Raw genomic sequence first — 14,953 nt, 5'->3', positions numbered from 1 at the left:
TTGTTCAACAAAAATTAAACATACATATGAGCGTTTTAGTCAATAAAAATTCAAAAATTATTGTTCAGGGGTTTACTGGAAGTGAAGGATCATTTCACGCCGAACAAATGATAGACTATGGAACCAACATAGTTGGTGGTGTGACTCCAGGCAAAGGAGGAACTACCCATTTGGGAAAACCAGTTTTCAATACAGTTTCTGATGCTGTTGAAAAAGCTGGAGCAGATACCACTATTATCTTTGTTCCACCAGCTTTCGCAGCAGATGCTATTATGGAAGCTGCAGATGCTGGTATTAAAGTCATTATAACTATTACAGAAGGTATTCCTGTTTCAGACATGATTAAGGCTTCAGATTACATTAAAGATAAAGACTGTAGACTTATTGGTCCCAACTGTCCTGGTGTAATTACACCCGGAGAGGCTAAAGTGGGCATTATGCCAGGCTTTGTTTTCAAAAAAGGAATAGTTGGTATTGTTTCTAAGTCCGGAACCTTAACTTACGAAGCCGCAGACCAAGTGGTTAAAGAAGGTTATGGTATTACCACGGCTATTGGTATTGGGGGAGATCCTATTATTGGAACTACCACAAAAGATGCTGTAGAGATGTTGGTAAACGACCCAGAAACTGAATGTGTGGTCATGATTGGTGAAATTGGTGGACAATTGGAAGCAGAAGCTGCTAAATGGTATAAAGAAAGTGGAAGCAAAAAACCTGTTATAGGATTTATTGCTGGAGAAACTGCCCCTGCTGGAAGAACTATGGGACATGCTGGCGCTATTGTAGGTGGAAGCGAAGACACAGCTCAGGCGAAAAAAGCCATACTGAAGGATTCTGGTATCCACGTTGTGGATTCACCAGCAGAAATTGGTAAAAAAGTAGCTGAAGTACTTTCTAAATAAATTATTTAAAATTCGAAAAGCCTTTACTGCACAAGTAAAGGCTTTTTATGTCAAAATCTATACAAGCTATGAAACTACTTGACAAAAAAAATGTAATTATTACAGGTGGAAACCGAGGAATAGGAAAAGGGATTGCTGAAATTTTTGCTCAACATGGAGCCAATGTTGCCTTTACCTATATTTCATCTTCAAGTTCTGCTAAAGAGTTGGAAGATCACCTCAAAACCTTTGGAGTGAACGCAAAAGCATATAAATCTGACGCTTCAGATTTTGATCAATCTCAAAAGTTAGCAGACGAAGTCATCAAAGATTTTGGCAGTATCCATGTTCTTATTAACAATGCAGGAATTACAAAAGACAATCTCTTGATGCGGATGAGTGAAGACGATTTTGATAAAGTTATTAAGGTAAATTTGAATTCTGTTTTTAACTTGACCAAAGCCGTTTTACGACCTATGTTGAAGCAAAGAAGTGGTAGCATTATCAATATAAGTTCTGTTGTTGGTTTAAAGGGGAACCCTGGACAGGCCAATTATTCAGCTTCAAAAGCAGGAATCATCGGTTTTTCTAAATCCGTAGCTCTAGAATTAGGGTCTAGAAATATACGATCAAATGTGGTAGCTCCAGGATTCATAGAAACTGAAATGACAGAAAAATTAGATGAAAAAACAGTGGAGGGCTGGAGACAAGCTATTCCTCTTAAAAGAGGTGGAAAGCCAGAAGATATAGCCAATGCGTGTGTATTTTTAGCTAGCGATATGAGCACCTACATCACTGGGCAGACTTTAAGTGTAGATGGAGGAATGTATACTTAAAACTTAATTATGACAAGTCAATTTTTGCTATTGCTTCTTTTGAATTTTGCATGTGCATTGGGATTGACATTTTTATTATATCATAAATTATTTCAAGACAAAACTCAAAGAGTGCTCGCACTTTTTAGATTTTTGTCTTTTTTTTTGATAGGACTATTACTTATAAATCCTGAAATTGACTCTACAGAACTCAGTATTGAAAAGCCTAAACTCACATTTGCTATTGATAATTCTGAATCTATCCAAAAGCTTTCTGATAGTAAGGGAATTAACGATTTTGTAAAAAAAATCAGGACAGATGATGAACTAAATTCAAAATACGATTTGAGTTTTTTTTCCTTTGGTAATCAATACAACGTATTAACTGATTCGCTTGAGTTTTCAGAAACTTCAACAAACATCTCGAAAGTAATAGATTATGCTTACGAAATTAATAAAGAGGAGACGTCTTTATTTGTTATGTTGACAGATGGGAATCAAACTTTTGGTGAGGATTACTATTACAAATCGTTCCCTGAACCTATATCCTCTTCAATTATAGTTTTAGGAGATACCACTACATATAAAGATTCTAAAATTGATTTTATCAACCTCAATGAGTTTGCTTATTTCAACAATGAATTTCCTCTGGAATTATTTGTTAGTCAGAATACGTCTACAAACACGACTCAGACCTTAAGCATAGTCGAGAACGATGTAAAACTCGCTTCTAGATCGATTACAATTCCAGCTAAGGGTTCCACTAAAGTTGAGTTCCAACTTAAAGCAACACCAGTAGGGATGAAAGTGCTTGAAGCTGAGCTAGAGCCTCTTCAAAATGAAAAGAACTTAACGAATAATAAGAAAAGTATATCCCTAGAGGTCATAGATTCTCGCTCCAAAATTTTGCTAATCTCGGATATTATACATCCGGACTTGGGATTTTTTAAAAGGATTCTGGAAACCAATAAAGAGTTGGAACTTTTTACAAAAACCACCTCAGATTTTATTGAATATTCTGAATATGACTTGCTGATTTTATACCAACCTCAATCTGCATTTCGAAAAGTTTTTAGTGAAATAAAAGCTAACCAATTGAATTATTTTCTCATCGGGGGTTCACAAACCGACTATGGATTTTTAAATCGGTTGGATTTAGGATTTGAAAAAGAATTGATACCTACTACTGAAGAGTATACTGCCACCTTAAATGCTGATTTTAGTTTGTTTCAAATTGAGGGTTTAAATTTTAAATCCTATCCACCTGTCTTAGATAAGTTTGGAGATATCAATTTGACAACTAATTTTTCAATGTTTTTGAATAAAAAAGTAAATGGAGTAGAATTGGATTCTCCATTGTGGGTGTTTGATGCAGATTCTAATATAAAACGCTCTTTTTTATTTGGTGAAAATTTCTGGAAGTGGAGAGCTAGCTATTATGTTAAGCATTCGGATTTTGAAAAATTCGACCAGACTTTTCAAAAGATCCTTCAGTATTTATCTCAAGCGAAGTCTAAGAATAACTTATCGGTAGAGGTGAATCCAGTGATTAATTCTGGAGAATCCAATGAAATAAGAGCTAAGTATTATGATGCTAATTTTGAAGTAAATCCTGACTTTAATTTCAGTATTCGTTTTGAAAATCTTGAGACTACAAAAGCAACACAATCAAGACTACTTTCAGATGGAGATAGCTATATCTATAATCTATCAGACTTGGAGCCGGGAACCTATACTTATGAAATAAAAGGGGTGGATGTTGATATTTCTAAAGTTGGACAATTTGAAATTTTAAACTATTCTAGCGAACTTCAATTTGAAAATGCAAATTATAAAGGGTTAAGACGACTTGTAGAAGAAAAAGATTTGTATCTATTTTCAAACAGAGAGGAACTGATTTCTAGTTTAAGGTCAGAAGACGTTAAATCAATCCAAAAATCCACCAAAAAAACACAGAGTTTAGTCGATTTTGAATGGCTTATCCTATTATTAGCATTAACTTTGAGTTTCGAATGGTTTTATAGAAAATATAAAGGCTTAATTTAAATTAAAATAATATGGAAAGATTACCTAAGGCGATTGTACCTATCATTATAGTAGTGGTGATTGCAATCATTTTTATAGCAAATTCAACAGTGAACGTCAATTCTGGTGAAGCTGGAGTTTTATTTAAACGTTTTGATGGTGGAGTAGTTACGGATGGCGAACCTCTAAAAGAGGGTTTTCATATTGTAGCTCCTTGGAACACTGTTTTTATTTATGAGGTGAGACAACAAACTATAGATGAATCTATGCAAGTTTTATCTTCAAACGGTCTAGACATTAAACTTGATGCTACAATTTGGTTTGAACCAACTTATGATCAACTTGGTTTATTGCACAAAGAACGAGGACAGAAATATATTTCTAGATTGATACAACCTGCTGTAAGATCTGCGACAAGAGCAGTTGTTGGTCGGTACAAGCCTGATGAATTGTATGCTCAAAAAAGAGAATCAATTCAAAATGAAATATATGATGAAACCAATCAATTACTGAAAAATCAATATGTTCAAGTCAATAGAATTTTGGTAAGAGATGTCTCATTACCACCAACTATTAAACAAGCGATTGAGAGAAAATTGAAGCAAGAACAAGAGTCATTGGAATATGAGTTTCGTTTAGAAAAAGCGACTAAAGAAAAACAACGTCAAGAAATTGAAGCTCAAGGTAAAGCTCGTGCCAATGAGATTTTAAATGCTTCTCTGTCTGAAAATATCTTGAAGGAAAAAGGAATCCAAGCTACAATTGAACTTTCTAAATCTGAAAATTCTAAAATTATTGTAATAGGTTCTGGAGAAAATGGTATGCCTATCATATTAGGAAATAACTAATTTTGTCATAAAAAAAGCGAACTCTTTTAGGATTACATATTTTATTCTAAATTTGCACTGCGATGAAAAATTACAACCTACATCATTATTTATCTAATACGCTCAACGCGGTTGGAATGTAATATGTAGATAGTTAATCATATACAAAACCCGTTTGAGCACTATGCTCTAACGGGTTTTTTAATTTAAAAAACGAGAATCAATACTATGGAAAAACTTAAAATAGCGATACAGAAATCAGGAAGGTTACACGATGAATCCCTTAAAATTCTAAAAAATTGTGGGATTTCCATCGATAATGGAAGAGACCAGCTTAAGGTAGAGGCCTCTAATTTTCCTTTAGAGATCTTTTACCTTAGAAATGGAGATATTCCACAGTACTTGAGAGATGGCATTGCAGACTTAGCCATAGTGGGGGAAAACCTTCTTTATGAAAAGGGAGATGACCTTATTATCCAAAGACGTTTGGGATTTTCTAAATGTAAAGTGTCTTTGGCAATTCCAAAGCAGTCTACTATGAAAGGCGTTAAAGATCTAGAAGGCATGCAGATTGCTACATCTTACCCAAATACACTTCAGAAATACCTGGATAAACAAGGGGTAAATGCTAATATTCACTTGATAACAGGTTCTGTTGAAATTGCTCCTAACATCGGTCTTGCAGATGCTATTTGCGATATAGTATCTAGCGGTAGTACTTTGTTCAAAAATAATCTAAAGGAATCTGATGTTATTTTAAACAGTGAAGCTGTTTTAGCAAGTTCTCCTACTTTATCCAAAGAGAAGCAAGAATTACTGGATAAGTTGATGTTTAGAATTGATTCTGTTTTGAGAGCTGAAAATTCTAAATATGTATTGTTGAATGCTCCAAACGATAAACTTGAAGATATTATTAAGATTCTACCTGGTATGAAGAGTCCTACAATTATGCCTCTTGCAGAATCTAACTGGAGTTCCGTACACACTGTTATTACCCAAGAGAAGTTTTGGGAAATTATAGACGAATTAAAATCTGCAGGAGCAGAAAGCATCCTTGTAAGTCCAATTGAAAAAATGATTTTATAATGAAAACGATTCAATTTCCAAAGAGAGAAGACTGGTCCGAACTCTTAAAACGGCCAACGCGTACTTTTAAAGATATCGAAACCACAGTGGATGATATCTTTAAGAATATTGAACAGAGTGGGGACGAAGCTATATTAAAGTATACCAGCATGTTCGATGGAGTGGATTTAAAAGATTTTAAGGTGACATCCGCTGAAATTGAAAATGCTCAACACCAAGTTTCAAATCCATTAAAATCTGCAATTCAATTAGCGAAAGCTAATATCACTAAGTTTCACGAAGCTCAAAAAACAGAACCTGTTAAGGTAGAAACCCAACCTGGGGTGACCTGTTGGCAAGCAAAAAAGCCCATACAAAAAGTAGGTTTATATATACCAGGGGGGACTGCTCCATTATTTTCTTCTGTTTTGATGTTGGCAGTGCCTGCCAAGATCGCTGGATGTAGTGAGATAGTGTTGTGCACGCCACCAAACAAGGAAGGGGAAATAAATCCTGTTACTTTATATACGGCTGAACTTTGTGGAATAGATAAAATCTTCAAAGTAGGAGGAATCCAAGCTATTGGAGCGATGACTTTTGGGACAGAAAGTATCCCTAAAGTTTATAAGATCTTCGGACCAGGAAACCAATATGTAACTGTCGCCAAACAAGTGGCCACCACTTTCGATGTGGCTATTGATATGCCAGCAGGTCCTTCAGAATTGCTAGTTGTTGCAGATGAAACAGCAAATCCTGAATTTGTAGCTTCAGATTTGTTAAGCCAAGCAGAGCACGGTTTCGATTCTCAAGTGGTTTTAGTATCGACAGATGAAGACATGATTACCGCTGTGCAAAAAGCAATCAAGGAGCAGCTAGAAGTGTTACCGAGAAAAGAAATGGCTTCTAAAGCTATTGAAAATTCAAAATTCGTCCTGGTAAAAGACCAAGATTCAGCTCTAGAACTAATCGATTTCTATGGTCCAGAGCACTTTATTATCTCTACCAAAGACGATGATTTTTATGTTGACAATATCAATAATGCAGGTTCCGTTTTCATAGGAAAATATACGCCAGAAAGTGCAGGAGATTATGCTTCTGGAACTAACCATACTTTACCTACCAATGGGTATGCTAAACAGTACAGTGGTGTGAATCTAGATAGTTTCAACAAAGCGATTACCTACCAAAAAATTACCGAAGAAGGGATTAAAGGAATTGGTGAAGCTGTAGAACTTATGGCAGAGGCCGAAGGCCTTCAAGCTCATAAAAATGCGATGACCTTAAGACGAAAAGCGGTTGAAAATAACTAATACGTTAGCGAATGATTTTAGATAACCTAATAAGAAAAAACGTAAAAAACATGTCTGCATATTCGTCTGCCAGAGACGAATTTAATGCTGATGAAAAAAACTATCTGTTTTTGGATGCTAATGAGAATCCATTTAATTCTGACTATAATAGATATCCAGATCCCTATCAAAATGCTTTAAAGGATGCTATTTCTAAAGTTAAACAAATTCCAAAACAAAATATTGTTTTAGGGAATGGAAGCGATGAAGTTCTTGATCTCATTTTCAGAGCTTTTTGCGAGCCCAAAGAAGATGAGATTATTACGATGCCTCCTACCTATGGTATGTATGAAGTATTAGCGAATCTTAATGATGTAAAAACAGTTCAAGTCCTTTTAAAGGAAGGATTTCAAATTGATGTTCAGGGAGTGTTGTCGGCCATTTCAGATAAAACCAAATTGATTTTCATTTGTTCTCCTAACAATCCTTCGGGCAACTTATTACAGATTAATGATATAAAAACCATCTTAGATCAATTTGAAGGATTAGTAGTTATTGACGAGGCTTATATTGATTTTGCAACGAGTAGTTCATTTATTTCTGAATTGAATGATTTCCCAAATTTGATTATCACTCAAACTTTTTCAAAGGCTCTTGCTCATGCAGGAATCCGAGTGGGAATGTGTTTTGCCAGCGAACGTATTATTGCAGTTCTCAATAAAATAAAGCCTCCGTACAATATCAATCAACTCAGCCAGACTAAAGCTCTAGAGGTGATTCAAAACTTTGATACTTATATTTTTCAAGTTCAAATCATTAAATCTGAAAGGGAATTAGTGGCAAACGAGTTGAAAAAAGTCAGTTGGATACAACACGTTTTTTCTTCAGAATCTAATTTTTTACTCTGCAGAGTAGATAATGCGAATCTGAGGTATGGCCAATTGTTAGAGAAAAAAATTGTCGTTAGAAATAGGACGAATCAACCATTATGCGAGAACTGCTTAAGGTTTACGGTGGGTACACCAGAACAAAACCAAACTTTACTCAATGCCCTAAAAGAATTTAATTCATGAAAAAAGTCTTATTTATAGATAGAGATGGTACGCTCATTAAAGAGCCTGCCGACCATCAAATTGATAGTTTTGAGAAACTAGAATTTTATCCTGAAGTATTTACTTATATGAATAAAATTGCATCAGAACTAGATTATGAATTGGTAATGATCACCAATCAAGATGGTTTAGGGACTGATATTTACCCCGAGGATACCTTTTGGCCCGTGCAAGATTTTATCATTCACGCCTTTAAAAATGAAGGTGTTGAGTTTGAAGATATCTACATAGATAAAACCTTTCCAAAAGATAATGCACCCACTAGAAAGCCGAAAACAGGCTTATTGACGAAGTATTTTGAATCTGAGTACGATATGGAAAATTCTTTTGTCATTGGAGATCGACTTACTGATGTTGAGTTGGCGAAGAATTTGGGCGCTAAGGGTGTTTTTATCGATAATAAAACAGAGTTAGGTCTAGGAGAAACAGAATCTTCTAATACTGAATTGGAATCTTATATTGGACTTAGAACCAATACTTGGAAAGCCATTTACGAGTATCTAAAGTTAGAACGAAGAACCGCTAGTTTAAAGCGAACCACTAAAGAAACCAATATTGAAATTAGCATAAATCTAGATGGTACAGGAAAGAGTGATATTTCTACGGGACTTCATTTTTTTGACCACATGCTAGACCAAGTGGCTCGACATGGCCAAATAGATATGGAATTGAAAGCAGAAGGTGATTTGGAAGTTGATGAGCACCATACTATTGAAGATGTGGCGATCGTGCTAGGCGAAGTTTTCGCTAAAGCTTTAGGATCCAAATTAGGCATAGAACGATATGGATTTTGCTTACCAATGGACGATAGTTTAGCCCAAGTTGCCATAGACTTTGGTGGCCGTAATTGGTTAGTTTGGGATGCTGATTTCCAAAGAGAGAAAATAGGAGAAATGCCAACAGAAATGTTTATGCACTTTTTTAAATCCTTTACGGATGGCGCAAAATGCAACTTGAACATAAAAGCCGAAGGGGATAATGAGCATCATAAAATTGAAGCTATCTTTAAAGCTTTTGCAAAATCTATAAAAATGGCTGTAAAGCGAGATGCGGAAAAAATGATTTTACCAAGCACAAAAGGACAACTTTAGATGAAGATTGCAATAATAGATTATGGAGCTGGCAATGTTAAAAGTATTGAGTTTGCTTTACAAAGACTAGGTTACTCCTCAGAACTAACAAGTAATGCAGATACTGTAAAAGCAGCAGATCGTGTTATTTTTCCAGGTGTTGGAGAAGCTAGTAGTGCTATGAAAATGCTAAAAAGTACAGGGCTAGATCGCCTTATTCCAGCTTTAGAACAGCCAGTTTTAGGGATATGTTTAGGAATGCAATTGATGTGCAACTATTGTGAAGAGGGCGATACCAAAGGCTTAAACATATTCGATGTGAAGGTTGTGAAGTTTAACAATCAACTCAAAGTACCGCAGGTAGGTTGGAATACAATTTTCGACCTGAAAACAGACCTTTTTAATGGTATAGAAGAAAACGCCTACATGTACTTAGTTCATAGCTTCTATGTTCCAGCGTATCGAGATAGTATTGCTAATTCCAGTTACGGAGTGAACTATAGTGTAGCACTTCATAAAAATAATTTTTATGGAGTACAATTCCATCCTGAGAAAAGCGGTGAAATAGGTGAACAAATTTTGAAGAATTTTATTGAAATACGATGAGAATAATTCCTGCAATAGATATAATAGAAGGCCAATGTGTGAGACTCTCCAAAGGCGATTATAATACTAAAAAAGTGTATAATGAAAATCCGCTTGAAGTTGCCAAAGCTTTCGAAGATAGTGGAATTGAATATTTGCATTTAGTCGATCTGGATGGTGCTAAGTCCAAGCATATTGTAAATCATAAAATATTAGAAGATATAGCAACACATACCCGTCTTAAAATTGATTTCGGTGGGGGATTAAAGACCGATAAAGATCTGAAAATCGCTTTCGATTCTGGAGCACAACAAATTACGGGGGGGAGTGTCGCTGTTACCAATACATCGCTATTTTTAGAGTGGCTAACTCAATTTGGTTCTCAAAAAATTATCTTAGGGGCAGATGCTAAAGATGGAAAGATCGCTACGGGTGGATGGAAAGAGGCTTCAGACTTAGAAATTGAAAAGTTTATCAAAGATTTTGTAGCTCATGGGGTTGACTATGTTATTTCTACAGATATTTCTAAAGATGGCATGTTACAAGGTCCCTCAACAGACTTGTATAGGTCTATTTTAATGAATAATCCAGATTTGAAATTAATAGCGTCAGGGGGGATTTCAAATTTAAAAGATCTTGAAGATGTTTTTGAAATAGGCTGTGAAGGTGTAATTATTGGAAAAGCTATTTATGAAAACAAAATCAGTTTGAAAGAACTGGAAAAATTTGTTTTAGAACACTAAAAAACGAAAAGACATTGCTTACAAAACGTATTATACCTTGTTTAGATATCAAGAATGGCCGAACGGTTAAAGGCATCAATTTTGTTGAATTACGAGATGCTGGTGACCCCATAGAATTAGCCAAAATTTATGCTGAAAACTATGCTGATGAGTTGGTTTTCCTAGATATTTCAGCAACCGAAGAACGCCGTAAAACCCTAGCCCAATTGGTTGAAGACATCGCAAAACATATCAATATTCCCTTTACGGTTGGCGGAGGTATTGCTTCGGTGGAGGATGTAGCTTTGTTATTAAAATCTGGCGCAGATAAAGTTTCTATCAATTCTGCAGCGGTTAAGAATCCTCAATTAATTTCAGAAATAGCAAAGCGGTTTGGTTCCCAATGTGTTGTGGTTGCTATTGATGCCAAACAAATAAATGGGCTTTGGAAAGTTCATTTGGTTGGGGGAAAACAACCTACCGAACTCGATTTGTTCGAGTGGGCCAAAAAAGTCCAAGAGCTTGGCGCTGGAGAAATTTTGTTCACTTCAATGGATAATGATGGGACCAAAAAAGGTTTTGCTAATGAAGCTTTAGCCCGACTCTCTCATGAGCTTCACATTCCTATTATCGCTTCAGGAGGCGCAGGAACAATTCAACATTTCGAGGATACCTTTAAACTAGGAAAAGCAGATGCAGCACTAGCGGCTAGTGTTTTTCATTTCAAAGAAATAGAAATTCCAGACCTAAAGCAAGAGCTCAAGTCTAAAGGAATTGCCATAAGAATTTAAAAAACAAACTATGACTATAGATTTTAAGAAAGAGAGTAGTGGTCTGGTGCCAGCCATTGTCCAAGATGCTAATACCAAAACTGTTTTGATGCTAGGCTACATGAATGAAGAAGCTTACAAAAAAACCATTGAAACCAAATTGGTAACTTTTTATAGCAGAAGTAAAGAAAGACTTTGGACCAAAGGCGAAGAGAGTGGTCATTCTTTGGATTTAGTGGATATTAAGGTAGATTGTGATAATGATACTTTACTTGTCAATGTTTATCCCAATGGGCCAACCTGCCACACAGGAGCAGACACCTGCTGGAAAGAAGATAATAAAGCGACTTTTGGATTCCTAACCAACTTAGAATCAACCATTGCTCAACGCAAACTGGAGGCTAATTCTAAAGAGAGTTATGTGGCTAGTTTATTCGAAGAAGGAATCAATAAAATCGCTCAAAAAGTAGGAGAGGAAGCTGTTGAAGTTGTTATTGAAGCTAAAGATAACGATGATAATTTATTTTTGAATGAAAGTGCAGATTTGCTTTTTCATTATTTAATTCTGCTTCAACAAAAAGGATTTCAACTTGAGGATGTTGTAGATGTTTTGGAGCGACGAAATAAAAAATAAATGTCAATTTGATTTTTAGTTCAAAATGCAGTATAAACGTTTCTACTATCTCATTCAGCTTCAGTATTTAGGCTTTCGGTATCACGGCTGGCAAAAGCAACCTGGTGTCCTTACAGTGGAGCATATGCTCCACAAAACTCTAAATTTTATACTGGAGAATCAGCGTTTTAAGGTTCTTGCTGCTGGACGTACAGATGCTATGGTATCTGCAAATCAAACCTACATTGAATTGTTTGTTTATGAAGATGAACTTGATTTGGAAACCTTTCTAGATCAATTCAATAAAAATCTTCCTCAAGATATAAGGGCTTTGTCTATAGAAGAAACCACTGCCGACTTTAATATTATTCAGCATCCAAAAATTAAAGAATACCTTTATTTTTTCTGTTTAAAAGAAAAAATGCACCCGTTTTGTGCCCCATTCATGGTAAATTTTCAAGAAGATCTTGATATTGAATTGATGAAGCTAGGAGCTAGGCTTTTCGAAGGAGAGCATGATTTTTATTCCTTCACGTTCAGACCCAATCCAGAAACCAAGACCGAGGGGAATATAGAACGCTGTGAACTCAGAGAAAATGATATCTATACTGCCAACTTTTTTCCAAACCAAAGTTTTGTCTTAAAGGTAGTAGGAGAAGGTTTTAAACGTCAACAAATTAGATTGATGATGGGTGCTTTAATCGATCTGGGGAGACATAAGATGAGCTTGGAAGAATTGGAAAAAACCATCGACGGTAGTCATAAAATAAAGCTTGAACACATAGCTCAAGCTTCGGGGTTAATTCTTAATAAAGTGAGTTTAAAACTTTAAAACCATTTCTTTTTTCTGAAATAGAAAATGAGGAGAGCAGTCATTAATATCATGACTCCCCAAACGATAAAATATCCAGATTTCAACTTGAGTTCTGGCATATAGTCGAAGTTCATCCCGTAGATACCGGCTAAAAATGTAAGTGGAATAAATATGGTAGACATAATAGTTAACACTTTCATGACTTCATTCATCTTAATGCTCAAACTACCCATGTACATGTCCATTAATCCCCAGACAATTTCTCTATAGATATCTATATTTTCTGTGACTTGAAGAATATGATCGTATAGATCAGCAATATATGCTTTTGTAGATTTATCATAAAGCTGATGTTTTGAGATCTGCAGCTTGTTTATAAGTTCTTTTGCAGGAAAAACAGCCTTTCTAATGCTTAAAATCTCTCGTTTCAGTAGCTGTATTTCTGAGGTTGAAGCTTTGTTGGCATCCTCAATTATTCTTTCTTCAAGATCTTGAATTTTTTCTTCCATGGTTTCTAATAAATTGTAGTAATTATCTACAACTGCATCTATTAGGGCATAAAAGAGATAGTCTGTATTCCTCATACGAATTCTTCCTACTTTATTATGAATTCGCTCTCGAATAGAATTGAAAATGATATCCTGAGACTGCTGAAACGAAATGATATAAGACTTATTAAAAACAAGTCCAAAATGATTTTTAATCAATAGGTCTGTTTCGTTATGATAGATCATTTTTAAAGCAAAAAATACATAATCTTCAAACTCATCTAATTTTGGTCGCTGTTTGGTATTGGCGATATCTTCAAGCACTAAGGGATGGATATCTAATAGGGTACCAAGTTTGGATAATTTTTCCACATCATGGACTCCTATAAAATTAATCCAATGTTTGAATTGAGTTTCGTGAGTCACGAGATCGAGCACTTTTTCTATAGAACAATTGCTATTATAAATAACCTTCTCCTCGTTATAACTAATCACATTTATAACTGTATCCTCCGAAGTTTCCTCACCTACATAAGTTATTTTACCTGGAATTTGATTCTGGATAGGTTTACGTTTAAAACTTAAACGCTTAGGGTATTTTAAGCTCGGAAGAGTTTTACGCACTTTGTTTTTCAAAATAGTGGATCTGAGTTTGTAGGCGTTCTTTAGTTAAATTGATAATCCTTTTATTCACTTCTGAAGCATTTTCAATATAAAATTTATACTCATCAATTGTAAAATGCCCCATAAAGATTCCCCTTATAAGATTTTTAAATTTTGAGTCTTTCTTGACAGTATTCTCAATGTATTTAAGCTTTTCCTCATGTCCAAGTTTATGGAACACATTTTTATATCGGATGATATAATCTTCAAAAATAGATAGTAGAATATCATTTTGAAATTTAGCGATAGGTCTTAAGGTCGAATTCTGAAAAGATTCAAAGCTTAAGGTGAGAGAGCTTACTTTAGCATTGGGAACTTCTACGCGTATAGATAGAATCTCCTCATCTCTTGTCTTCATAATATAAGTTTTGTCTAAAGTAAGGATTCTTTTTTAAAAGGTAAAAATTATAAAGAATACACTTCTAAGTATATTTAGCTTTAAGAATAATAGATATACTTCCTTTAAAATATTTTATTATTGCTAGATTTGAAACATAAAAAAGCTGTCCGTTATATGTTTTAAAGTATTTAAAGGACTAATTCAGGAAGAACTTTAAATATCAGCAGAACATTAAGGACAGCTCTTTTTTTACGACAGAGTTCGTGGAACTTATGCTATGTGTTTTTACTCTACAGTGACATCAAAAGTCACTTCGATATCTGTTTCTCCTCCAACTTCAGGAGATAAATCTCCTTCACTTGCTCCAGGAACATTTTTATCACCTTCATGAATAAGAATTACAGTAAAGTTCCCTTGGCTAGCTTCACCTATTGCTAAGCTAAATTCTACACCAATAGGGTTCCCGTCGTTGTCTAAAGCTCCAGTATAAGTAGGAGTAGCGTCTAAAGAATCCTCTACAATATAAAACACTTGATGCTCTTCAGCTTCTTCAAGAACCTCAATGGTGATGTCTTCAGCAGGATTTTCCAGCTCATTCAAAAACTGTACACGTCCAGTATAGGTAGTATTCGCAGATAGTGCTGGACTTATAATTTCTGGATTGGATCCATCTGCATCCAAATCTCTGTAAATAAAATCAATAGTTTCACCACCTCCCTCAGGAGTTAATTTTAAATTCAAAGTCGTAATTACTTCTTCTTCGTTGATCACTTGTGGTGCATCATCGTCATCAGAACAGGCGCTAAAAACGAGCGTTGCTAAAAGGCCTAAGCTTAATAATTTAATTGTTTTAATTGTTTTCATAGATTTAATT

16 protein-coding genes are annotated in these 14,953 nt (G+C 35.0%); 13 read left to right on the top strand and 3 right to left on the bottom strand.

Annotated features, from left to right (window positions below):
- The first annotated feature begins 26 nt into the window (after positions 1-26).
- The 13 genes from sucD to PGOND44_RS06720 all read left to right on the top strand — a co-directional run bounded on the left by sucD (position 27) and on the right by PGOND44_RS06720 (position 12,606).
- Positions 27-902 (top strand): succinate--CoA ligase subunit alpha, encoded by an 876-nt coding sequence (gene sucD, locus PGOND44_RS06780; RefSeq protein WP_003438823.1) that lies wholly within the window; start codon positions 27-29, stop codon positions 900-902.
- A gap of 68 nt (positions 903-970) precedes the next feature.
- Positions 971-1,717, top strand: coding sequence for a 3-oxoacyl-[acyl-carrier-protein] reductase (fabG, locus tag PGOND44_RS06775; protein WP_003438821.1), 747 nt, complete (start codon positions 971-973; stop codon positions 1,715-1,717).
- A 9-nt stretch (positions 1,718-1,726) separates the two neighbouring features.
- Complete coding sequence (locus tag PGOND44_RS06770; protein ID WP_003438819.1) at positions 1,727-3,742, top strand: hypothetical protein; 2,016 nt, start codon at positions 1,727-1,729, stop codon at positions 3,740-3,742.
- An 11-nt stretch (positions 3,743-3,753) separates the two neighbouring features.
- On the top strand, positions 3,754-4,569 hold the full coding sequence (locus tag PGOND44_RS06765) for a prohibitin family protein (RefSeq protein WP_003438816.1): 816 nt from the start codon (positions 3,754-3,756) through the stop codon (positions 4,567-4,569).
- A gap of 207 nt (positions 4,570-4,776) precedes the next feature.
- Positions 4,777-5,634, top strand: a complete 858-nt coding sequence (gene hisG / locus PGOND44_RS06760; protein ID WP_003438813.1) for an ATP phosphoribosyltransferase — start codon at positions 4,777-4,779, stop codon at positions 5,632-5,634.
- Positions 5,634-6,923, top strand: coding sequence for a histidinol dehydrogenase (gene hisD / locus PGOND44_RS06755; protein WP_003438809.1), 1,290 nt, complete (start codon positions 5,634-5,636; stop codon positions 6,921-6,923). The genes hisG and hisD overlap by 1 nt, the downstream gene beginning before the upstream one ends.
- Positions 6,924-6,934: 11 nt before the next feature.
- Complete coding sequence (gene hisC / locus PGOND44_RS06750) at positions 6,935-7,975, top strand: histidinol-phosphate transaminase (protein WP_040555854.1); 1,041 nt, start codon at positions 6,935-6,937, stop codon at positions 7,973-7,975.
- On the top strand, positions 7,972-9,105 hold the full coding sequence (gene hisB / locus PGOND44_RS06745; protein ID WP_003438803.1) for a bifunctional histidinol-phosphatase/imidazoleglycerol-phosphate dehydratase HisB: 1,134 nt from the start codon (positions 7,972-7,974) through the stop codon (positions 9,103-9,105). Before hisC ends, hisB begins: the two co-directional genes overlap by 4 nt.
- Complete coding sequence (gene hisH, locus PGOND44_RS06740) at positions 9,106-9,690, top strand: imidazole glycerol phosphate synthase subunit HisH (protein WP_003438801.1); 585 nt, start codon at positions 9,106-9,108, stop codon at positions 9,688-9,690.
- Positions 9,687-10,412, top strand: coding sequence for a 1-(5-phosphoribosyl)-5-[(5-phosphoribosylamino)methylideneamino]imidazole-4-carboxamide isomerase (gene hisA / locus PGOND44_RS06735; RefSeq protein ID WP_003438798.1), 726 nt, complete (start codon positions 9,687-9,689; stop codon positions 10,410-10,412). Before hisH ends, hisA begins: the two co-directional genes overlap by 4 nt.
- A gap of 14 nt (positions 10,413-10,426) precedes the next feature.
- A complete protein-coding gene (gene hisF, locus PGOND44_RS06730; RefSeq protein WP_003438797.1) occupies positions 10,427-11,182 on the top strand; it encodes an imidazole glycerol phosphate synthase subunit HisF in 756 nt (251 codons plus the stop codon).
- Positions 11,183-11,192: 10 nt separating this feature from the next.
- Positions 11,193-11,795, top strand: coding sequence for a bifunctional phosphoribosyl-AMP cyclohydrolase/phosphoribosyl-ATP diphosphatase HisIE (hisIE, locus tag PGOND44_RS06725; protein ID WP_003438793.1), 603 nt, complete (start codon positions 11,193-11,195; stop codon positions 11,793-11,795).
- A 25-nt stretch (positions 11,796-11,820) separates the two neighbouring features.
- On the top strand, positions 11,821-12,606 hold the full coding sequence (locus PGOND44_RS06720; protein ID WP_003438790.1) for a tRNA pseudouridine synthase A: 786 nt from the start codon (positions 11,821-11,823) through the stop codon (positions 12,604-12,606).
- Here PGOND44_RS06720 and corA read toward each other — a convergent pair.
- From corA to PGOND44_RS06705, 3 genes are all read right to left on the bottom strand, one after another.
- On the bottom strand, positions 12,603-13,712 hold the full coding sequence (gene corA, locus PGOND44_RS06715) for a magnesium/cobalt transporter CorA (RefSeq protein ID WP_003438788.1): 1,110 nt from the start codon (positions 13,710-13,712) through the stop codon (positions 12,603-12,605). The genes PGOND44_RS06720 and corA overlap by 4 nt on opposite strands.
- Positions 13,693-14,097 carry a hypothetical protein gene (locus PGOND44_RS06710; RefSeq protein WP_003438786.1) on the bottom strand — a complete coding sequence of 135 codons (405 nt, stop codon included), beginning with the start codon at positions 14,095-14,097 and terminating at the stop codon, positions 13,693-13,695. Before PGOND44_RS06710 ends, corA begins: the two co-directional genes overlap by 20 nt.
- Before the next feature lie 267 nt (positions 14,098-14,364).
- Complete coding sequence (locus tag PGOND44_RS06705; protein ID WP_003438784.1) at positions 14,365-14,943, bottom strand: hypothetical protein; 579 nt, start codon at positions 14,941-14,943, stop codon at positions 14,365-14,367.
- Positions 14,944-14,953: the final 10 nt, after the last annotated feature.

It is taken from the genome of Psychroflexus gondwanensis ACAM 44 (assembly GCF_000355905.1).
GTDB classification, from domain to species: Bacteria; Bacteroidota; Bacteroidia; order Flavobacteriales; family Flavobacteriaceae; genus Psychroflexus; species Psychroflexus gondwanensis.
This window is presented reverse-complemented; position numbering and strand designations above follow the sequence as displayed.